The organism is Microbacterium sp. EST19A (assembly GCF_019969685.1).
GTDB lineage: Bacteria > Actinomycetota > Actinomycetes > Actinomycetales > Microbacteriaceae > Microbacterium.
On the sequence record NZ_JAHXYZ010000001.1, the window covers coordinates 1,856,987 to 1,875,335 of the forward strand.

21 protein-coding genes are annotated in these 18,349 nt (G+C 70.2%); 14 read left to right on the forward strand and 7 right to left on the reverse strand.

From position 1 onward, the window contains the following. Positions 1 to 22: 22 nt before the first annotated feature. A complete protein-coding gene (locus tag LC452_RS09175; protein ID WP_223624387.1) occupies positions 23 to 670 on the reverse strand; it encodes a TetR/AcrR family transcriptional regulator C-terminal domain-containing protein in 648 nt (215 codons plus the stop codon). Between the two features lie 140 nt (positions 671 to 810). Between LC452_RS09175 and LC452_RS09180 the strand changes: the two genes are divergently transcribed. The 5 genes from LC452_RS09180 (at position 811) to LC452_RS09200 (ending at position 6,965) form a co-directional block, all read left to right on the forward strand. After that, positions 811 to 3,243, forward strand: a complete 2,433-nt coding sequence (locus LC452_RS09180) for an FdhF/YdeP family oxidoreductase (protein WP_223624389.1) — start codon at positions 811 to 813, stop codon at positions 3,241 to 3,243. Between the two features lies 1 nt (position 3,244). Next, positions 3,245 to 4,144, forward strand: a complete 900-nt coding sequence (gene fdhD / locus LC452_RS09185) for a formate dehydrogenase accessory sulfurtransferase FdhD (RefSeq protein ID WP_223624391.1) — start codon at positions 3,245 to 3,247, stop codon at positions 4,142 to 4,144. A 192-nt stretch (positions 4,145 to 4,336) separates the two neighbouring features. Beyond that, the gene (locus LC452_RS09190; protein WP_223624393.1) at positions 4,337 to 5,923 is read left to right on the forward strand and encodes a molybdopterin-dependent oxidoreductase; all 1,587 of its coding nucleotides are present in this window, start codon (positions 4,337 to 4,339) and stop codon (positions 5,921 to 5,923) included. A gap of 128 nt (positions 5,924 to 6,051) precedes the next feature. Continuing rightward, positions 6,052 to 6,540: a molybdenum cofactor biosynthesis protein B gene (locus LC452_RS09195; RefSeq protein WP_223624395.1), complete on the forward strand. Its 489-nt coding sequence runs from the start codon at positions 6,052 to 6,054 to the stop codon at positions 6,538 to 6,540. Further along, positions 6,537 to 6,965, forward strand: a complete 429-nt coding sequence (locus LC452_RS09200; RefSeq protein ID WP_223624397.1) for a molybdenum cofactor biosynthesis protein MoaE — start codon at positions 6,537 to 6,539, stop codon at positions 6,963 to 6,965. The genes LC452_RS09195 and LC452_RS09200 overlap by 4 nt, the downstream gene beginning before the upstream one ends. 13 nt (positions 6,966 to 6,978) lie before the next feature. On the opposite strand, the gene LC452_RS09205 is transcribed toward LC452_RS09200, so the two are convergent. The 4 genes from LC452_RS09205 to LC452_RS09220 are packed head-to-tail and all read right to left on the reverse strand — an operon-like array spanning position 6,979 to position 9,717. Beyond that, on the reverse strand, positions 6,979 to 7,212 hold the full coding sequence (locus LC452_RS09205; protein ID WP_223624399.1) for a MoaD/ThiS family protein: 234 nt from the start codon (positions 7,210 to 7,212) through the stop codon (positions 6,979 to 6,981). Further along, positions 7,209 to 7,703: a cyclic pyranopterin monophosphate synthase MoaC gene (moaC, locus tag LC452_RS09210; protein ID WP_223624401.1), complete on the reverse strand. Its 495-nt coding sequence runs from the start codon at positions 7,701 to 7,703 to the stop codon at positions 7,209 to 7,211. The genes LC452_RS09205 and moaC overlap by 4 nt, the downstream gene beginning before the upstream one ends. Continuing rightward, positions 7,700 to 8,935: a gephyrin-like molybdotransferase Glp gene (glp, locus tag LC452_RS09215; protein WP_223624403.1), complete on the reverse strand. Its 1,236-nt coding sequence runs from the start codon at positions 8,933 to 8,935 to the stop codon at positions 7,700 to 7,702. Before glp ends, moaC begins: the two co-directional genes overlap by 4 nt. Then, positions 8,932 to 9,717 (reverse strand): HesA/MoeB/ThiF family protein, encoded by a 786-nt coding sequence (locus LC452_RS09220; RefSeq protein ID WP_223624405.1) that lies wholly within the window; start codon positions 9,715 to 9,717, stop codon positions 8,932 to 8,934. Before LC452_RS09220 ends, glp begins: the two co-directional genes overlap by 4 nt. Before the next feature lie 71 nt (positions 9,718 to 9,788). On the opposite strand from LC452_RS09220, the gene LC452_RS09225 reads away from it, so the two are divergent. Next, positions 9,789 to 10,424: a dihydrofolate reductase family protein gene (locus LC452_RS09225; protein WP_223624407.1), complete on the forward strand. Its 636-nt coding sequence runs from the start codon at positions 9,789 to 9,791 to the stop codon at positions 10,422 to 10,424. A 29-nt stretch (positions 10,425 to 10,453) separates the two neighbouring features. Further along, on the forward strand, positions 10,454 to 11,035 hold the full coding sequence (locus LC452_RS09230; RefSeq protein ID WP_223624409.1) for a putative glycolipid-binding domain-containing protein: 582 nt from the start codon (positions 10,454 to 10,456) through the stop codon (positions 11,033 to 11,035). A 27-nt stretch (positions 11,036 to 11,062) separates the two neighbouring features. On the opposite strand, the gene LC452_RS09235 is transcribed toward LC452_RS09230, so the two are convergent. Continuing rightward, on the reverse strand, positions 11,063 to 12,451 hold the full coding sequence (locus LC452_RS09235) for a D-alanyl-D-alanine carboxypeptidase family protein (protein WP_223624412.1): 1,389 nt from the start codon (positions 12,449 to 12,451) through the stop codon (positions 11,063 to 11,065). A 166-nt stretch (positions 12,452 to 12,617) separates the two neighbouring features. Here LC452_RS09235 and LC452_RS09240 point away from each other — a divergent pair, with 166 nt between their 5' ends. Genes LC452_RS09240 through LC452_RS09255 form a run of 4 tightly spaced genes read left to right on the forward strand, consistent with a single transcriptional unit; the run spans position 12,618 to position 15,636 of the window. Continuing rightward, the gene (locus LC452_RS09240; protein ID WP_223624414.1) at positions 12,618 to 13,010 is read left to right on the forward strand and encodes a molybdopterin-binding protein; all 393 of its coding nucleotides are present in this window, start codon (positions 12,618 to 12,620) and stop codon (positions 13,008 to 13,010) included. A 3-nt stretch (positions 13,011 to 13,013) separates the two neighbouring features. Next, positions 13,014 to 13,802, forward strand: a complete 789-nt coding sequence (gene modA / locus LC452_RS09245) for a molybdate ABC transporter substrate-binding protein (protein ID WP_223624416.1) — start codon at positions 13,014 to 13,016, stop codon at positions 13,800 to 13,802. Continuing rightward, a complete protein-coding gene (gene modB / locus LC452_RS09250) occupies positions 13,799 to 14,587 on the forward strand; it encodes a molybdate ABC transporter permease subunit (protein WP_223624418.1) in 789 nt (262 codons plus the stop codon). Before modA ends, modB begins: the two co-directional genes overlap by 4 nt. Then, on the forward strand, positions 14,584 to 15,636 hold the full coding sequence (locus tag LC452_RS09255; RefSeq protein ID WP_223624420.1) for a sulfate/molybdate ABC transporter ATP-binding protein: 1,053 nt from the start codon (positions 14,584 to 14,586) through the stop codon (positions 15,634 to 15,636). Before modB ends, LC452_RS09255 begins: the two co-directional genes overlap by 4 nt. Positions 15,637 to 15,665: 29 nt before the next feature. Here LC452_RS09255 and LC452_RS09260 read toward each other — a convergent pair whose 3' ends face one another. Further along, positions 15,666 to 16,034: a VOC family protein gene (locus tag LC452_RS09260; RefSeq protein ID WP_223624423.1), complete on the reverse strand. Its 369-nt coding sequence runs from the start codon at positions 16,032 to 16,034 to the stop codon at positions 15,666 to 15,668. A 59-nt stretch (positions 16,035 to 16,093) separates the two neighbouring features. On the opposite strand from LC452_RS09260, the gene LC452_RS09265 reads away from it, so the two are divergent. The 3 genes from LC452_RS09265 (at position 16,094) to moaA (ending at position 18,348) form a co-directional block, all read left to right on the forward strand. After that, positions 16,094 to 16,558 (forward strand): MarR family winged helix-turn-helix transcriptional regulator, encoded by a 465-nt coding sequence (locus LC452_RS09265; protein ID WP_223624425.1) that lies wholly within the window; start codon positions 16,094 to 16,096, stop codon positions 16,556 to 16,558. Beyond that, a complete protein-coding gene (locus tag LC452_RS09270) occupies positions 16,555 to 17,163 on the forward strand; it encodes an MBL fold metallo-hydrolase (RefSeq protein ID WP_223624427.1) in 609 nt (202 codons plus the stop codon). Before LC452_RS09265 ends, LC452_RS09270 begins: the two co-directional genes overlap by 4 nt. Positions 17,164 to 17,265: 102 nt before the next feature. Further along, positions 17,266 to 18,348: a GTP 3',8-cyclase MoaA gene (gene moaA / locus LC452_RS09275; RefSeq protein ID WP_223624430.1), complete on the forward strand. Its 1,083-nt coding sequence runs from the start codon at positions 17,266 to 17,268 to the stop codon at positions 18,346 to 18,348. Position 18,349 lies beyond the last annotated feature (1 nt).

An 18,349-nucleotide genomic window follows, 5' to 3' on the forward strand; every position in this document is an offset into this window, starting at 1 on the left:
GCGTCGCTCGTGCCCGGGCGGGTCAGGCGGGCGAGGCTGGGAAGGCGGGCGGATTGCCGGCCGCGAGGCGCTGCTCGAGTCCGCTGATCAGCAGGTCGACGGCGAATACGAAAGCCGACTCCGCTCGCGGCAGGTCGCGCGGAGCGTGTCGGAGCGCGCGGGAGAGGCTCGCCGACTCTGCGAGCACGTCCCGCGGATAGAGCCGCTCCGGCGACAGCAGATCGAGGCTCGCGCCGATCGCGACGATGTCGATCGCGGTGATGATCTGCAGCAGGTCGGCATCCCGGAATCCCGCCCGCGAAAGCACGAAAGCGATGTTCTCGATACTCGACGCGGCGGCGCCGAGCTCGGCGGGCGACGTCGCGAGGAGCATCGTCAGCCAGGGGCGGCGCGCCAGGGCGTCTCGCTGCGCACGCGCCGACTCTCGGACCACCGTGCGCCAGTCCGCGCGCGGGTCGATGCGCACCGCCATCTCCTCGTGCATTCGGTGGCGGATGAGATCGACGACCTCGGCCCGACCCGCCACGTGGTTGTAGAGCGAGGACGGACGCACCTCGAGCGCGGCAGCGAGATCGGCCATGGTGAAGAGACCGCCGGTCTGCTCGGCCAAGGTGATGGCGGCATCGACGATCGCATCGATGGACAGCTTGGGTGTGCTGGGGCGCGGCATCGGGTCACCTCTCCGATGCCACTCTGTCACTGCCCGGGCGTCGAAGCATCCTCGGAGATGGTGAGAAGCCGAGGATGTGTGCGGAGCGGATGCCGTGGGGCTCGAGCCCCACTCCGCGGATGCTGGCCTAACATGGCGCCATGGCGACGAAGGCACCGAAGTCCGACATCGACGAGACCCGCGTGAAGGTCTCGGAGCCGAAGAAGGTCGCCGTCGGCGTGCCCGCCGTGCTGCATGCGCTGCAGATCGCGAACGAGCAGATGGGCGTCGTGCGCTCGGTGCAGACCCTCGCGCTGGTGAATCAGAAGGACGGCTTCGACTGCCCCGGCTGCGCCTGGCCCGAGGAGGACAAGCGCCACATCGCGGAGTTCTGCGAGAACGGCGCCAAGGCGGTCGCCGAAGAGGCGACGCGGCGCACGGTCGGACCGGAGTTCTTCCGCGGGCACTCGATCGACGAGCTGCGCAGCCATGACGACTGGTGGCTCGGCCAGCAGGGGCGGTTGACGCATCCGATGATCCTCGATGAGGGGGCGACGCACTACCGCCCCCTCTCCTGGGACGACGCGTTGCGGGAGGTGTCCGATGCGATCGCGGCGGTCGACGACCCCGACGAGACCGTCTTCTACACCTCGGGTCGCACCTCGAACGAGGCCGCCTTCCTGTACCAGCTGCTCGTACGCGGCATCGGCACGAACAACCTGCCGGACTGCTCGAACATGTGCCACGAGTCCAGCGGCTCCGCGCTGACCGAGACCATCGGCATCGGCAAGGGCACGGTGTCGATCGAGGACGTGCACGATGCCGACCTGCTCATCGTCGCCGGGCAGAACCCGGGGACCAATCACCCGCGCATGCTGTCCGCACTCGAGAAGGCGAAGCAGCGCGGCGCGAGGATCATCGCCGTGAATCCGCTGCCCGAGGCCGGCCTCATGCGTTTCGAGAATCCGCAGACCCCGCGGGGTGTGGCCTTCGGCGGCACGAAGATCGCCGACCGGTTCGTGCAGATCCGCTCCGGCGGTGACCAGGCGCTGTTCCAGGCGATCGGCAAGCATCTGCTCGAGGTGGAGGAGCGCGACGGCGGCGTGCTCGACCACGCCTTCATCGACGCCCACACCAGCGGCATCGACGCCTACCGAGAGGCCATGGCACACGCCGACTGGGCGTCGCTGAGCGAGGCGACCGGTGTCTCGGAAGAGGGGCTGCGCGAGATCGCGGAGGACGTCCGTGCCTCGAAGGCCACGATCGTCTGCTGGGCGATGGGTCTCACGCAGCACAAGCACTCGGTGCCGATGCTGCGCGACATCGTCAACGTGCTGCTGCTGCAGGGCAACATCGGGCGGAAGGGCGCGGGCGTGTGCCCGGTGCGCGGGCATTCCAACGTGCAGGGCGACCGCACCGTGGGCATCTACGAGAAGCCGTCCGAGTCGTTCCTCGAGGCGCTCGACCGCGAGTTCGCCTTCACCGCACCCCGCGAGCACGGCTTCGACACGGTCGAGGCGATCCGGGCGATGCGCGACGGCCGCGTGCGGGTCTTCATGGGCATGGGCGGCAACTTCGTCTCGGCCACCCCCGACACAGCGGTCGTCGAGGCGGCGATGGCCCGGGTGAACCTCACGGTCCAGGTCTCCACCAAGCTCAACCGCTCGCACGTGGTCACGGGGCGTCGCGCGATCATCCTGCCGACTCTCGGCCGCACCGATCGCGACCGCCGCGGCGACGCCGAGCAGCGGGTCACGGTCGAGGATTCGATGGGCGCCGTGCACGCCTCGCGCGGTCGCCTGGTACCGCCCGCCGACGATCTGCTCAGCGAGGTCGCCATCGTCGCGCGCCTCTGCGGTCACCTCTTCGCCGACGGATCATCGCCGGCGCACGCGCCCGCGTCACATGACGGCGATCCCGAGCGCGGACTCCCCGAATACGGGAAGGTCGAGGCGGAGAAGAGCACGCCGGGTGCGGCGATGAACGTGCCGCGCGCCGACTGGGCGGCCCTCGAGACGGACTACGCCCTCATCCGCTCGCATATCGCCCGCGTGATCCCGGGTTTCGAGGACTACGAGGACCGCATCCAGAAGGGTCGCACCTTCTTCCTCCCGAACGGCCCGCGCGACGAGCGTCGGTTCGCGACCGTCGACGGCAAGGCCCGCTTCACGGCGAACGTGTTGGAGTACCCGGTGATCCCGGCGGGTCGCCTCCTGCTGCAGACCCTGCGCTCGCACGATCAGTACAACACCACGATCTACGGCAAGGACGACCGCTATCGCGGCATCCGCGGTGGCCGGAGGGTCGTGCTGGTCAATGCCGACGACATCGTCGAGCGCGGATTCGCCGAGGGCGAGATCGTCGACATCGTCTCGGAGTGGAAACGCCCCGACGGCTCCGTCGAGGAGCGCCGGGCCGAGGAGTTCCGCATCGTGCCGTACTCCACCCCGCGCGGCAATGCCGCGGCGTACTACCCGGAGACGAACGTGCTCGTGCCGCTCGACTCGGTCGCCGATGTCAGCGGCACGCCGACCTCGAAGTCCGTGATCGTGCGCCTCGAGCACCGTGCCGGCGCGATCGCATCGGGCGACTGAGATGGGTCGCCTCACCGCACGCTCTCCCGTCACGCGCATCGTGCTCGCCGATGAGGGTGCCACCGTCCGCCGGCGTGCCGACACCCTCGCCGTCGAGGAGCCCCTCGAGATCCGCCTCTCGGGCAGCCCGCTCACCGTGACGATGCGCACTCCCGGCCACGACGTCGAGCTCGCGGCGGGATTCCTCGTGTCGGAGAGCGTGATCTCGGCGGGCGGCGACTTCCTCACCGCGATCCACTGCGGGGGACCCGGCACCGGAGGCGGCAGCCCGGGCTCGCTGCTGACGATCGGCAGCGAGCCGCCGGCATCCGCGCTCTCCGCCGGCAACACGTACAACGTGCTCGACGTCACTCTCCGGTCGGGACTCGAGGCGCCAGTCACCGACATCGCCCGCAACTTCTATACGACGAGTTCGTGCGGCGTGTGCGGAGCGGCCTCCATCGAGGCGATCGAGAAGACCTCCCGTTTCGACGTGGCGGCGGATGCCGTGACGGTGGATGCCGCGCTGCTGCTGTCGCTCCCCGACAGGCTGCGCGAGGGGCAAGCCGTGTTCGAGAAGACCGGCGGCCTCCATGCCGCCGCGCTGTTCGACGCGGCGACCGGAGAGCTCCTGGTGCTGCGGGAGGACGTCGGTCGGCACAACGCCGTCGACAAGGTGATCGGCTGGGCGGTGCTCGAGGATCGGCTGCCCCTGACCGGCACCGTGCTGCAGGTGTCCGGACGTGCGAGCTTCGAGCTCGTGCAGAAGGCGGTGATGGCCGGCATCCCGATCCTCTCCGCCGTGTCGGCGCCGTCGTCGCTGGCCGTCGAGCTCGCAGCGGCGTCAGGGCTGACGCTCGCCGGCTTCGTGCGTGGGACGTCGATGAACGTCTACGCGCGGCCGGACCGCGTCGTCGTCTGACCGTCGCGGAACGCGATCCGCAGAACAGCACGGACTTCGCACGAATCCGGCTGGTCCCTGCGACGAAGTTCGTGTCGTTCTGCGGAGTCCGAGTCGGGCCGGATGCGCTGGTGACGTGCGCGCCTCCGATCCGATTCCCCTCTGTCTCCGAACAACCGCTGAGCACCTTCACCGGTGGAACAGGAGACGATCATGGCCAAGCGCCGCAGCGGCAAACGATTCATCGCGTGGGCTGCCCTCTCGGGGGTGATCGGCGGCGCGGTCTTCCTCGCGGTCGCCGAGCTGTTCGCCCTCCTCTTCGCCCGCGCGGCGAGCCCGATCCTCGCGGTCGGCGGCTTCGTGATCGACATCGTTCCGCAGCCCTTCAAGGAGTTCGCGATCGCCACGTTCGGCGAATACGACAAGCTCGTGCTGCTCGGCAGCCTCGGCCTCGCCGTGGTCATCGCGTCGGCGATCGCCGGCATCCTGCAACTCATCAAGCCCCCGCTCGGTGTCGTCGCGCTGATCATCGCCGGTGTGCTCTCGACCGCTGCGATCGTGACCCGGGCCGGAGCCCCCGCGCTGGCTTTCCTGCCGCCGGTCCTCGGCACCATCGCCGGATCGATCGTCCTCCTCCTCCTCGTCAAGCGCCTGCGCGCCTGGCGTGCCGCCGTCCTCCCGGAGCGTGCGGAAGGCGTCAGCGCTGACGCCGAGACCGCTGCGCCCAAGGGCATCGACCGCCGCCGCTTCTTCATGGTGGCCGCGATCTCGGGAGCATCCGCCGTCGTCGTCGGCGTCGCATCGCGTGCTGTGAGCATGACGGTGGGGTCGGTCGAGGCCATCCGCGACTCCCTGAAGCTGCCCTCGGCGAAGTCGAAGGTCACGATCCCCGAGGGCGCCGAGCTCGACATCAAGGGTCTGAGCAAGCTGTTCACCCCGAACAAGGACTTCTACCGCGTCGACACCGCGCTGACGGTTCCGACCATCGATCCCGCGACCTGGCGTCTCACGATCGACGGCATGGTCGACCAGAAGGTGGAGATGTCGTTCCAGGACCTCCTCGACATGGGGCTCGACGAGTACTCGATCACCCTGACATGCGTCTCCAACGAGGTCGGCGGTGAGCTCGCCGGCAACGCGATGTGGCTCGGCGTCCCCCTGCGTGACGTGCTGAAGAAGGCGGGCGTGAAGTCGGGTGCCGACATGGTGCTCTCGAAGAGCGTCGACGGCTACACCGCGAGCACCCCGCTGTCGGCCCTGACCGACGACAACCTCGACGCGATCCTCGCGGTCGCCATGAACGGCGAGCCTCTGCCCGCCGAGCACGGCTTCCCGGTGCGGATGGTCGTTCCCGGTCTCTACGGCTACGTCTCGGCGACGAAGTGGCTCACCGAGCTCAAGGTCACGACCTTCGCGAAGGACGAGGCGTACTGGACCCCTCGCGGCTACAGCGCCGAGGCGCCGATCAAGTTCTCGTCGAGGCTCGACACCCCCAGCATCGGCGAGGCCGTGCCCGCCGGCAAGATCCCGATCGCGGGTGTCGCCTGGGCGCAGTCCGTGGGCATCGAGCGCGTCGAGGTGAAGATCGACGAAGGCGAGTGGACCGCGGTCACGATGTCGACTCCGATCAACGACGACACCTGGGTGCAGTGGTTCATGGAGTGGGACGCGACCCCCGGCACGCACTACGTCGCCGTTCGCGCCGTGAACAAGAACGGCGACCTCCAGATCGAGGAACGTGCACCGATCGCGCCCGACGGATCGTCCGGCTGGCAGCGTTCGCTCATCCGCGTCACCTGACCCGGGTGCGGCGCTGACCCCGCGCGGAATCAGGCGAACGCGCCGAATCAGGCCGATTCCGACAAGATCGGCCTGATTCCGCGCGTCGGCCTGTTTCCGCGAGGGACCCCGGCACCTAGGGTGGAGCCATGACGTCGCATCCCGCTCTCGTGATCACCGTCTCGGATCGATCCTTCCGCGGGGAGCGCGAAGACCGTGGCGGTCCGATCGCCGTGGAGCTGCTGCGGGCCGCGGGGTGGAGCTGCCCGGATGCCGAGATCATCGAAGACGGCACGAGCTCCGTGGCCGATGCCCTGCGCAGAGCCGCGGCACGCGGCATCCGACTGATCGTGACGACGGGCGGCACCGGTGTCGGTCCGCGTGACCAGACGCCGGAGGGCACGAGCCGGGTGGTCACCCGCGAGATCCCCGGCATCGCCGAAGAGCTGCGGCGCAGCGGAATGGCCGATACGCCCCTGTCGGTGCTGTCGCGGGGCGTTGCCGGCATCATCGACCCGTACGGGGCGCTGGTCGTGAATCTTCCCGGATCGACGCGTGCCGTCGCATCCGGAGTTCCCGTGATTCTCGGCGTCGCCGGGCACATCGTGGATCAGGTAGAGGGCGGAGACCACACATGAACGACGTACGACTGGCAGCCATGAGCGAAGAGTTGCTCGACCTCGACGCGCACCTGCGCGCAGTGGAGGATCCGCGGCTCGGCGGCGTGACGACCTTCGTCGGACGCGTGCGCGACAACGACCCCGACGCGCAGACGCCCGTGGTCGGCCTCGAGTACAGCTCCCACCCGGATGCCGAGGCGACACTGCGCCGGATCGCCGAAGAGGCCGGGGGCGACGCCTCCGCCGTGGTGGCGGTCAGTCACCGCATCGGCCGGCTGGAAGTCGGCGACGCGGCTGTCGTGATCGCCGTCGCCTCCGAGCACCGGGCCGAGGCTTTCGAGGTGTGCCGTGCGGTGATCGAGGCGATCAAGAAGGATCTGCCCGTCTGGAAGCGTCAGGTCGAATCCGACGGGACCACGTCGTGGAAGGGCATCGGCGGCTGAGCCGCCGCTCGCCTCACCCGCCCGCGAAGGGCGGGAGCACGTCGATGAGCTGGGCGTCGTCGAGCGGCCGGTCGTCATCGGCGCGCACGCCGTCGACGAGCACGGCGCAGCGCGGCAGGATGTCGACGAGGGCCGGATGCTGCGCGATCACAGCCGCACGGAAGGCCAGAAGCGTGGGTTCGTCGCGTTCCTCGGCATCCGTGCCCGCGGCTTCCGCGGCGGCGGCGAAGTAGCGCACGCGGGTCATCGTGCGTCTCCGGGTGCGTCTTCTCCCGGGCGGACCCAGTCGCCGGAGCGCCCGCCCGACTTCGCGACGATGCGCACGTCCTCGATCACGACCGAACGATCGAGTCCCTTGATCATGTCGACGATTCCGAGCGCGGCCACGGAGACGGCGGTCAGCGCCTCCATCTCGACGCCGGTGCGATCGGCGGTTCCCACGGTCGCCTCGATCAGCACGCCGTCGTCGACGATGTCGAGTTCGACATTGGCGCGGTGCACGCCGATCACATGGGCGAGCGGCAGCAGCGCCGGGGTCGACTTGGCGGCCTGGATGCCCGCGATCCGGGCGACCGCGAGCACGTCGCCCTTCGGGGCGGTGCCGTCGCGGAGGGCGGTGATGACCTCGGCGCTGCAGCGCACGAAACCGCGTGCCGTCGCCGTGCGGACGGTCGGCTGCTTCGCGGTCACATCGACCATGTGCGCGCGGCCGGCCGCGTCAAGGTGAGGGAAGCTCATCCCACCAGCATGACATCGATCACGTCGCCCACGGCGACGGCCTCGACCTCGGCGGGCACGATCGCGAACGCGTGGGCGCGGGCGAGGCCTCCGGCCAGGTGCGACCCCGATCCGCCCGCCGTGGCCGGACGCACCGTGCGCGCGGCGAGGTCGACGACGGCCGGAAGGTACTGGCGGCGTCCGGGCGGCGTGGTCCATGCGGCATCGGCGGTGAAGGGCGCATGCGCGCGGCGGATGTCGGTGCGACCCTGCATCGCGAGGAGAGCCGGGCGCACGAACACCTCGAACGACACCGCGACGCTGACAGGGTTGCCGGGCAGTCCGAAGACGAGGCCGCCGGCGTCGAGCGCGCCGAACGCCTGGGGCTTGCCCGGCTGCATCGCGACGCTCACGAACTCGACCTCGCCGCGACCGTCGAACGCCCCGCGCACGGGCTCGTACGCACCGGCGCTCACGCCGCCCGTGAAGATGATCACGTCGGCACCGACCTCGACGGCTTCGGCCGTCACGGCGCTGACGGCCTCCGGCAAATCGGGCACCCGGGCGACGAGCACGACCTCGGCATCGGCATCCGCCACCAGCTGCTCCAGCAGCGGACCGTTCGAGTCGGGGATACGGCCGCGTTCGGCGGGCTCGCCCGGGTCGAGCAGCTCGCTCCCGGTGGAGATGACGGCCACGCGCGGCGCGCGCGTCACGGTCACCCCCGATACTCCGGCGGCAACCGCGGCCGCGAGCTGGAAGGCACCCAGGCGCTCGCCTGCCCGCACGACCTCATCGCCTGCCTTCAGGTCTGCGCCGCGTCGTCGCACGAACGTGCCGGGCTTCGCGGGAGCGTGAAGCACCCGCACCTCGCCGAGGGAGTCCGCGAGACCGCCTTCCGTGTCTTCGAAGGGCACGATGGTGTCGGCATCCGCGGGCGTCGGGGAGCCGGTCATGATGCGCGCGGCCTCGCCGGCGCCGAGCGGCGGATCGATCGAGACTCCGGCCGGCAGGTCGGCGACGACCCGCAGCGTGACAGGGTGCTCCTCGGATGCCGTGGCGACATCGGCCGCGCGCACGGCGAAGCCGTCCATCGCGGAGTTGTCGAACAGCGGGATGTCGTGGGCGGCGACGGCCGGATCGGCGAGCGTGCGCCCTGCGGCATCCTTCACCGCGCGCGTCTCCGCCTCGAGCACCTCCACGGCCTCGAGAACGCGGGCGAGCTGGTCCTCGACCGTGCGACGCCCGGTCATGCGGACACCGCCTGGGTGACGGCGGATGCCGGACGGATCGCGATCTCGTGCTGCCGCGAGGTGAGCGCGTCGATCATGGCGAGCCGGCCGAGCAGCGGCTCACCGGCGCCCGTGACGAGCTTGATGACCTCGCCGGCGAGGAGTCCGCCGACCTGCACGCACAGCGCGCCGAGCACGCCGACCTGCGCGCAGCTGGGTGGTTCGCCCTCGGTTCCTGGCGGGAAGAGGTCGGCGAGCACGACCGGTTCGCCCTGGGGCGGATGCGACCAGAAGACGGTGGCCTGCGCGTGCCACTCCTGCACCGCGCCCCACACGAGCGGAAGTCCGAGGGCTTCGGCGGCGGCCGCGACCTCGCGGCGGGTCTCGAACGAGTCGCTCGTGTCGACGACGACATCGGCTCCCGCGAGCAGGCGTTCGGCGTTCGCGGCATCGAGGCGCTCGGGCAGCTGCGTGACGGTGGTCTGCGGCGCGAGTGCCGTGATCGCCCGCGCGGCGGAGGCGGTCTTGTGCGTGCCGATGTCTTCGACGCGGTGGGCGAGCTGACGCTGCAGGTTGGTCAGCTCCACGACGTCGTCGTCGATCACGGTGAGCGCTCCGATGCCCGCCGCGGCGAGCGCGAGCAGTACCGGCGAGCCGAGGCCGCCGGCGCCGACGACCGTGACACGCGCGGCGTTGAGGCGCCGCTGCCCCTCTTCGCCGATGCCGGTGAGCACGGCATGCCGAGCGGTGCGCACGAGTTCGGTCGGCTCCAGAGCAGGTGCGGGGGCGACGAGAGGATCCATGGCTTCAGGGTATGCCTCGACGCAGGCATCGCACGAGGGAGCCTGTCGCGCACGGACGCGCGGCGAGTATCGTGGGCGCCGAACGGGCCGCCGACGCCCGGGAGACGGATGCCGACATGCGCACGCTCATCGCCGTGGAGTTCAGCTCGCTCGATGGAGTCATGCAGTCTCCAGGTCGACCGGACGAAGACACCTCTGACGGTTTCACCCGCGGCGGGTGGGCCGCGAACCATATGGCCGTCGACCCCGAGGCGGGGGCCGCGGCGATGGCGGGGAGCGGTGCGACGGAGGGGATGGTGTTCGGCCGACGGACCTATGACGATCTCGTCGGCCACTGGCTCGCGACATCCGAACCCAATCCGTTCACCGACGTCCTGCGCGCGACTCCGAAGTTCGTCGCCAGCAGGAACCCCGCGGCGGATCTGCCCCACCCGAACAGCGAGCTCGTCGCCGGAGAGGCGGTCGAGACGATCTCGCAGCTGAAGAAGGCGGGTGACGGCGAGCTGGTCATGCTCGGCAGCGCGACCCTGCTGCACAGCCTGCAGGCAGCCGATCTGGTCGACGGGTACATCCTCACGATCCTCCCGGTGACCGTGGGCGCCGGAAAGCGCCTGTTCGCCGACGGCACCGTTCCCGCGACGCTGAAGCTCACTCGATCCGTGGTCACCCAGAAGGGCGCGATCCTAGCGGAGTACCGCCGCTCCTGAGCGGGCGGCGGGTGGTCGGGGTTCGACGTATGAGACTGTCGCCGTTGCCGCCGGAGGCGAGTTGGACGCATCGAGGCGTGCGGGACGGATTCGAGGTGGTGTTCCTCCGATCGGCGGGCGACGGCCACCGACTGGTCGGGCACACGACCGCGAACGAGGAGTCGGTCCTCTGGTCGGTCGGCTACGACGTGACGCTGGATGCTGCGTGGCGGACGGTCGCCGTGCACGCGACCACGCTCACCGCGGCCGGGGGGCGAGAGGTGGCGCTGACCCGCGATGCCGCAGACCGGTGGGTGGTCGACGGCGAGCCGAGGCCCGATCTGGACGGCTGTGCCGACGTCGACTTCGAATCGTCCGCGGTCACCAACACGTTCCCGATCCACCGGCTCGATCTCGTCGAGGGGAAGGCCTTCGACGTGTCATCGGCGTTCGTGCGCGCGGACGATCTGCGGGTCGAGCGCCTGGACCAGACCTACACGCTCATCGCTCGCTCCGACGAGGGACTGACGTTGCACTACGAGTCGCCCACGTTCGAGTTCGTCTGCGACCTGATCTACGACGGGGCGGGGCTCATCGTGGACTATCCCGGAATCGCCGTGCGGGATCTCTGATCTGATGGCGCGAGGGGATCCGGTGCCTCAGCCCCCGGCATCCGTCGAGGAACCGAGCTCGGAGGGATGCGTGAGCCGCCACCATTCGGTCGGCGGGTCGATGTTCCCCGCGATCTGCACGGGAGCGGTGACGGTGTTCGGGCCGGCGGTCCAGGTGACGCTGCCGACGACGGTGCCGTCCCTGTAGGTCGGCGGGGCGTCGATGTCCATCGTCACGACGATCGGCGTGTCCGACCAGGTGAACAACGACGCGGCCCGTCCGATCACCAGCTGGGCGGTGGAACCCCAGGGTGTCGAGATCGTGCCGACCTCCTGGCCTGACGTCGCGACGGGCACCGTGTGGAAGCCGGTGCGGATGCTGTCCAAGGTGGCGATCACGGTGGCGTTCACCGAGTCGCGCGACGATCCTCCGAGGAACACGCCGGTCACCGAGAGCGGATCGGCGGCGCCCACCTCGAGCGTCGCCGTGTACAGCAGGCTGTACGTGCCCTCGCCCAGGGTGCCGGTCTTCAACCCTGTGATCCCCGCCGTGCCGAGCAGGCCGTTGGTGTTGTAGAGCTGACCGGCGCCGGGGAGCGAGATCGACGGGGTCGCGACGATCTGAGCGATCGCCGGATGCGCTGCGGCGAGCTTCCCGATCGCCAGGAGATCCGCCGGCGTGCTCGTGTTGCGGGGGCTGATGCCGGTCGGCTCGGTGATCGTCGTGCCGGTCAGGCCACGCGCTGCGAGCCAGTCGCGCGTCGCGCCGAGGAACGCGTTCTGCGATCCGAAGATGTGGGACGACAGGGCCTCGGCATAGTTGCTCGCCGAGGGGATCAGCATGGCGGCCAAGGCATCGTGCAGCGACATCGAAGTGCCGGTGGGCATGGGGGCGATGGTCGCGCCCTGCACGTAATACCGGTCGTAGAGCTCATGGTCGGCCTTGCTGAACGTGATCGTCGGTCCGGGGTCATCGGCCGAGGCGAGCGGGACAGCCTCGAGGATGACGAGCGCGGTGATGAGCTTGGTGATGCTCGCGATGGGGAGGGCCTCGCCGGTCCCGGTCGACGACCAGATACCTGTCGCGGCCTCGCCCAGGTAGGCGTCGGCGCCCGCGATGCTGATGGCCGAAGCCGCCGTCGTGGGAGTGGCGATGACCGCGGCTTCGACTGCCGGGGCCTGCGGTGTGGCGGTGGTCACCGCCGGCGGATTCACCGGAGCAGTGAGAGCCCACCCGATGTAACCTCCGGTCGCGGCCAGCAGCACGACGACGCAGACGGCGGCGATGATGAGGCCCCGGCGTCGGCGTCTTCTGCGCACCTGCGGATCGATCCGGTCACGATCAGAGGTGAATTCCTGCTCGTGGGTCAGCAGCTCCGCGAACTCGGACAGGCCGTCCCCCGGTTGGTCCGGCGGCGTCGTCGTGTCGCTCGTCACTGGGCTCCACCTGTCGTTCGAAATCTCCGGAACTGCCCATCTTCGCGGACATCCGCCGCACGCGGTATCGGCCATTCGGGGGACAGCCGCTCTCGATCGAGACCCCATACTTCGCAGATGCGGAATCTTTTTTCCATTGAGTACGCATCTGCGGTAGGTTCGGATCATGCAGACCTATCGAATCGCGCGCGCGGCGCAGCTCCTCGGCGTGAGCGATGACACCGTCCGGCGCTGGATCGACCACGGCCTCCTTCCTGTCACGGATGCCGTTCCGGCCGAGATCCCGGGCGACGCGCTCGCGGCTCGTGCTGTCGCTCTTGCGGAAGAGGTCAAGACGGGGGACGACGTCCTCTCCAGCGCCCGCAACCGATTCGTCGGGATCGTCACCCGCGTGCAGATCGAGGGCCTGATGGCTCAGGTCGATCTCCAGGCGGGTCCGCACCGCGTCGTCTCGCTGATGTCGGCCGAGGCCGCGCGAGATCTGCAGCTCGAGGTCGGCTCTCTCGCCACCGCGTCCGTCAAGGCGACCCAGGTCGTCGTCGAAGTCCCGAAGGTCTGACCCATGAATCGCACGTTCCGCCATTCCGCCACTGCGCTGCTCGCCGCTGCCGTCCTCGTCCTCACGGGCTGCGCGGGCGCCGCCGAGTCCAGCCCGTCCGCTTCCCCCTCCGAGACCGCGGCGGAGAGCACTCTGAGCGGTGAGCTCAACGTCTACGCCGCAGCATCCCTGTCCGCGGCATTCGACGCGATCGCCGAGGAGTTCACAGCCGAGAACCCCGAGGTGAAGGTCAGCCCCGTGTACGACGGGTCGTCGACGCTCGTCACGCAGATCCTCGAGGGTGCTCCGGCCGACGTCTTCGCCTCCGCCGACGAGGCGAACATGGACAAGGCGGGGGATGCCGCGATCGACCCCGCGCTCTTCGCGTCGAACACTCTCGTGATCGCGGTGCCCGCCGGCAACCCCGGTGACGTGAAGACGCTTGCCGACCTCGCCGGCGTCACCACCGTGCTCTGCGCTCCCGAGGTTCCGTGCGGCGCGGCATCCGCGAAGCTCCTCACCGCCGCCGGCGTGACGGTCGAGGCCGCGAGCCTCGAGCAGAACGTGACCGCCGTGCTCACGAAGGTCGCGGCATCCGAGGCCGATGCCGGGTTCGTGTACGCGACCGACGTGATCGGCCGCGACGACATCGAGGTGATCGTGCCCGAGGGTGCGGACGACGTCGTCAACCACTACCCGATCGCGGCGCTCGCCGACGCCGCCAATCCGGATGCCGCCGAGGCCTTCGTGGCGTTCGTCCTGTCGGACGCCGGTCAGAAGATCCTCGCCGACTTCGGCTTCGGAAAGCCATGAGTCCGGGCGGCGCGCGGGGTTACGCGCCCCGCGCGCTCGCCGTTCCCGCCGCGGTCGGGCTGATCTTCCTGATCCTCCCGCTCGCGGCGCTCGTCGCCCGTGTGCAGTGGTCGACGTTCCTCGCCGACGTGACGTCGGAGGCCGCGCTCTCGGCCCTCGCCCTGTCGCTGAGCACGGGCCTTATCGCCACCGTCCTCTGCATCATCGTCGGTGTGCCGCTCGCGCTGTACATCGCCCGCTCGGGACCGCGTCTCGCCGCAGGACTGCGCGCCGCGGTCACGGTTCCCCTCGTGCTTCCGCCGATGGTCGGCGGCGTCGCGTTGCTCTACCTGTTCGGGCGTGCGGGATGGCTCGGCGGGATCGGACTGTCGTTCAGCACCCCCGCGGTCGTGCTCGCGCAGACGTTCGTCGCGCTTCCCTTCCTCGTGCTCGCGGTCGAGGGCGCCGTGCGCACCTCGGGTGTCGACCACGAGCGCACGGCGGCAGCGCTCGGCGCGAGCCGGTGGACGATCCTCCGACGGATCACGCTGCCGCTCGCGGCGCCCGGGATCGTGGCCGGCGTCGTGCTCTGCTTCGCCCGCGCCATCGGCGAGTTCGGGGCAACGGCGCTGTTCGCCGGCAACCGTCCCGGCGTCACGCAGACCATGCCGCTCGCGATCTACACCGCGTTCAACGGCGCCGGCGTCTCGCAGGGCGCCGCGGCGGCCCTCTCGCTGCTGCTGCTCGTCACCGCGATCGCGGTGCTGCTGCTGGTGCGCGGCTGGCGTCCGGGGGCCGCGCGATGAGCGGGCTGCGCGCACACGTGATCGTCGAGCGCGAGCACTTCGCCGTGGATGTGGCACTCGACGTCGCCCCCGGCGAGACCGTCGCCGTCATGGGGCCGAGCGGTGCCGGCAAGTCCACGCTGCTGCAGGCGCTCGCCGGCCTCGAGCCGTTGACCGACGGCGAGATATCCATCGGCGGCCGCGTCGTCGATCGGGTCGCTGCGCCCCGCATCCGCACCGAGCCGATGAGCCGCGGCGTCGTGCTGCTCGGACAGGATGCCCGGCTCTTCCCGCACCTGTCCGTGCGCGAGAACGTGGCCTTCGGACCGCGCGCCGGAGGGGTCGACGCCCGCACAGCGCGCGATTCCGCCGATGAGTGGCTGGTGCGCGTCGGGCTGCCGGGAGCGGGAGAGCGGATGCCGCGCGAGCTGTCGGGCGGCGAAGGGCAGCGCGTCGCCGTCGCCCGCGCGCTCGCCGCATCCCCGCGGGCCGTGCTGCTCGACGAGCCGCTGGTCGCGCTGGATCCGGCGACCGCGGGGGAGATCCGGCAGATGCTGCGCGACCAGCTCGCCGGCACGACGACGATCGCCGTGACGCACGATGCGGCGGATGCCGTCGCGCTGGCCGAGCGCCTGATCGTCGTCGAGGCCGGTCGCGTGACGCAGAGCGGCGCGGTCCGCGAGGTGCTGGCGTCACCGGCATCCGGATTCGTCGCCGCGATCGCCGGCGTCAACCGCCTCGTCGGTGTCGCGGACGGCGGCACCTGGCGGCACGGCGACCTGCGGTTGGCGAGTGCGGATGCCGCTTCGCGCACACTCGCGGCGACGGACGGCGCGGCGCTCGCCGCCGTGTTCCGCCCGCAGGACGTGCGGATCGTCGACGAGACGGTGACGGATGCCGGCGCCTGGCGGACCCGCGTCACCCGGCTCGAGTCGACGCTCGCCGGCGTCCGCGTGCACACGGAGGCCGGTGCGGTCGACATCGCGCTGGCGGATGCCGTGGGGCTCGCGCCCGGTGATCAACTGCGGCTGCAGGTCGACCCCGCGGACGTGCGTTTCGTGGCGTGCTGACAGAACTTCGTAGCGACCACCGCCCGTTTCTACGCGCGGTCGTGGAGCGTGATCTGGTAGCCGTCGGGGTCGGCGAACGTGAACGTGCGGCCGAACGGGCCGTCGATCGGCGCGGACACGATCGGGTGTCCGGCGGCGACCAGGGCATCGTGGATGTCCTGGACGTCGGTGGCGTGGAGCCAGATCGCGGCGCCGATTCCCGGTTGTGCGACGGACGCGAGATCCGTTCCCGGCACCACGTCGCGCAGTGCGAAGGCGATGGGGGTCGTCTCGAAGACGACGGCGTGGGGCGGGCCGGCAGGGGAGCGGACGAGACCGAGGTGCTGCTCGTAGAACGCCTGAGAGGCGGCGAGGTCGCGAGCCTGCAGAGAGATGAAGTCGGGGCCGGTGACGGGCATGGTGTTCCTTCCTTGATGTCAGTTTTCTGACACGCAACAGAGTATGTCAGAATACTGACATGAGTCAAGACGAAGAGCGCATCCACCTGGAGACGTCTCTCGGCTACCTCCTCAAAGAGGCGTCGAGCGCACTGCGCGCCTCGATGGAGGCGGTGCTGCGGCCGCTCGGGATGACCGTCACCCATTACTCCTGCCTGGAGCTGCTCGCGCAGCGCCCCGGCCTGTCGAACTCCGAGCTGGCGCGGGGGACCTTCGTCACTCGGCAGTCGATGAACGTGCTGCTCCAGTCGCTGGAGCGGGACGGCTCCGTGACCCGCCCCGCCGAAGCCGCGGTGGGGAAGGTGCTGCCGGCGCAGCTCACGCCGCTCGGCCAGCGACGGCGCGAGCAGGCGAGCGCGGCGGTCCGGTCCGTCGAGGTGCGGATGCTGAGCGGAATGAGCGATCGCGAGACGTCCGCGGCCCGGAGTATGCTCCGCAGCATGATCCACTCCCTGCGCGATTCCGACGACGCGGTTCCGCGATGACCGGGATCAGCATCACGCCCATCCACGTCGGCGATCTGACGGCCGAAGGCGAGTTGATGCCCGTCTACGTGCACCTCATCGAACATCCCGAGGGTCGCGTTCTCGTCGACACCGGCTTCACCGAGGCGCACCCCGCGGCGGCCGACCTCGCGCCCCGGCCGTATCCGCTTCATGAGCAACCGGACTTCGACCTGGACGGCATCGACATGGTCGTGAACACGCACCTGCACTTCGACCACTGCGGCGGCAATCACCTCTTCGCCGGGAAGCCGATCTACGTGCAGCGCCAGGAACTCGAAGACGCCCGTACCGAGGAGGACTACACGATCCCCGAGTGGGTGGATGCGCCGGGCACGAACTACGTGCCGGTCGACGGCGAGCACGAACTGCTCCCGGGAATCCGGCTCCTGCCGGCGCGCGGACACACGCGCGGCTCTCAGATCGTCGTCGTCGACACCGGCGACCGCCCCACGATCATCGCGGGCGACACCGCCGTGTGGTTCGGTCAGCTCGACGAGCCGGAGTCCGAGGGGCAGCTGCTCATCCGCTCGCTCCATCCGGATCGGGTGTGGATCACGCACGACCGCGACGCCTGGACTCCCTGACCGCAGCCGTCACTGGCAATGTGCCGGTCTTCGAGGTCATGCGCACCCGCGCCGACGTGACGCGGGTTAGTCTCGAAGGATGACTACGCGCGGGGTGGAGCGATGACGGCCGTACCAGTCGTGATCGGCGTCCGCGCGCCCGTCGCTGCTCCCGATGCCGCGCCGGTGCCCACGACCGGTGCCCTCGTCGACACGCACGGCCGCGTGCACCGCGATCTGCGCATCTCGCTCACCGACCGCTGCTCGCTGCGCTGCACCTACTGCATGCCCGAGCAGGGCAACGAATGGCTCGCACGCAGCAGCATCCTCTCCACCGACGAGATCGTCGAGGTCGCCGAGGTGGCTGCGTCGCTCGGCATCCGCACCTTCCGCCTCACCGGCGGCGAGCCGCTTCTGCGCGCCGACATCATCGAGGTCGTGCGCCGGATCGCCCGGATCCGGGGTGAGGACGGACCGGTCGAGGTGGCCATGACCACCAACGGCATCAGCCTCGCGAAGAAGCTCCCTGACCTGATCGCGGCGGGGCTCACCCGCCTGAACATCAGCATCGACACGGTCGACCGGCAGCGCTTCGCCGACCTGACGCGGCGCGACCGGATCGACGACGTGTTCGAGGGGATCGCCGCTGCGGCGGCATCCGAACTCCGTCCGCTCAAGCTCAATGCCGTCGCGATGCGCGGAGTGAACGATGACGAGCTGCCCGAGCTCGTCGCCTTCGCCATGAGCGTGGGCGCACAGCTGCGATTCATCGAGCAGATGCCGCTGGATGCCGGGCACACCTGGGATCGCTCCACGATGGTGACCCGCGAGGAGATCCTCGAGAAGCTCGGCGAGCGGTGGCAGCTCGACCCGGTTCCCGGTCGCGGCGGCGCCCCGGCCGAGAAGTGGCGCATCGACGGCGGCCCGCACGAGGTCGGGGTGATCGCCTCGGTGACCGCACCGTTCTGCGGCGCGTGCGACCGCCTGCGCCTGACCGCCGACGGCCAGTTCCGCAACTGCCTGTTCTCGAACGCCGAATACGACCTCACCGCGGTGATGCGGAGCGAAGGATCGGTGCCGGGACAGCGCGCCGACGCCATCGCCGCGTTGCTGCGCTCCTGCGTGCACGGCAAGCTGCCCGGCCACGCGATCAACGACCCGTCGTTCCTGCAGCCCGCCCGCGGCATGAACGCCATCGGCGGCTGAC

What these genes read in the sequence shown, in the direction of transcription:
- fdhD (WP_223624391.1), top strand. Translation starts at nt 3,245, where the DNA reads ATGGGTCGCCTCACCGCACGCTCTCCCGTCACGCGCATCGTGCTCGCC.
- moaC (WP_223624401.1), bottom strand. Translation starts at nt 7,703, where the DNA reads ATGAGCTTCCCTCACCTTGACGCGGCCGGCCGCGCGCACATGGTCGAT.
- LC452_RS09200 (WP_223624397.1), top strand. Translation starts at nt 6,537, where the DNA reads ATGAACGACGTACGACTGGCAGCCATGAGCGAAGAGTTGCTCGACCTC.
- LC452_RS09205 (WP_223624399.1), bottom strand. Translation starts at nt 7,212, where the DNA reads ATGACCCGCGTGCGCTACTTCGCCGCCGCCGCGGAAGCCGCGGGCACG.
- LC452_RS09230 (WP_223624409.1), top strand. Translation starts at nt 10,454, where the DNA reads ATGAGACTGTCGCCGTTGCCGCCGGAGGCGAGTTGGACGCATCGAGGC.
- LC452_RS09180 (WP_223624389.1), top strand. Translation starts at nt 811, where the DNA reads ATGGCGACGAAGGCACCGAAGTCCGACATCGACGAGACCCGCGTGAAG.
- modB (WP_223624418.1), top strand. Translation starts at nt 13,799, where the DNA reads ATGAGTCCGGGCGGCGCGCGGGGTTACGCGCCCCGCGCGCTCGCCGTT.
- glp (WP_223624403.1), bottom strand. Translation starts at nt 8,935, where the DNA reads ATGACCGGGCGTCGCACGGTCGAGGACCAGCTCGCCCGCGTTCTCGAG.
- LC452_RS09195 (WP_223624395.1), top strand. Translation starts at nt 6,052, where the DNA reads ATGACGTCGCATCCCGCTCTCGTGATCACCGTCTCGGATCGATCCTTC.
- LC452_RS09260 (WP_223624423.1), bottom strand. Translation starts at nt 16,034, where the DNA reads ATGCCCGTCACCGGCCCCGACTTCATCTCTCTGCAGGCTCGCGACCTC.
- LC452_RS09255 (WP_223624420.1), top strand. Translation starts at nt 14,584, where the DNA reads ATGAGCGGGCTGCGCGCACACGTGATCGTCGAGCGCGAGCACTTCGCC.
- modA (WP_223624416.1), top strand. Translation starts at nt 13,014, where the DNA reads ATGAATCGCACGTTCCGCCATTCCGCCACTGCGCTGCTCGCCGCTGCC.
- LC452_RS09270 (WP_223624427.1), top strand. Translation starts at nt 16,555, where the DNA reads ATGACCGGGATCAGCATCACGCCCATCCACGTCGGCGATCTGACGGCC.
- LC452_RS09190 (WP_223624393.1), top strand. Translation starts at nt 4,337, where the DNA reads ATGGCCAAGCGCCGCAGCGGCAAACGATTCATCGCGTGGGCTGCCCTC.
- LC452_RS09240 (WP_223624414.1), top strand. Translation starts at nt 12,618, where the DNA reads ATGCAGACCTATCGAATCGCGCGCGCGGCGCAGCTCCTCGGCGTGAGC.
- LC452_RS09220 (WP_223624405.1), bottom strand. Translation starts at nt 9,717, where the DNA reads ATGGATCCTCTCGTCGCCCCCGCACCTGCTCTGGAGCCGACCGAACTC.
- LC452_RS09175 (WP_223624387.1), bottom strand. Translation starts at nt 670, where the DNA reads ATGCCGCGCCCCAGCACACCCAAGCTGTCCATCGATGCGATCGTCGAT.
- LC452_RS09265 (WP_223624425.1), top strand. Translation starts at nt 16,094, where the DNA reads ATGAGTCAAGACGAAGAGCGCATCCACCTGGAGACGTCTCTCGGCTAC.
- moaA (WP_223624430.1), top strand. Translation starts at nt 17,266, where the DNA reads ATGACGGCCGTACCAGTCGTGATCGGCGTCCGCGCGCCCGTCGCTGCT.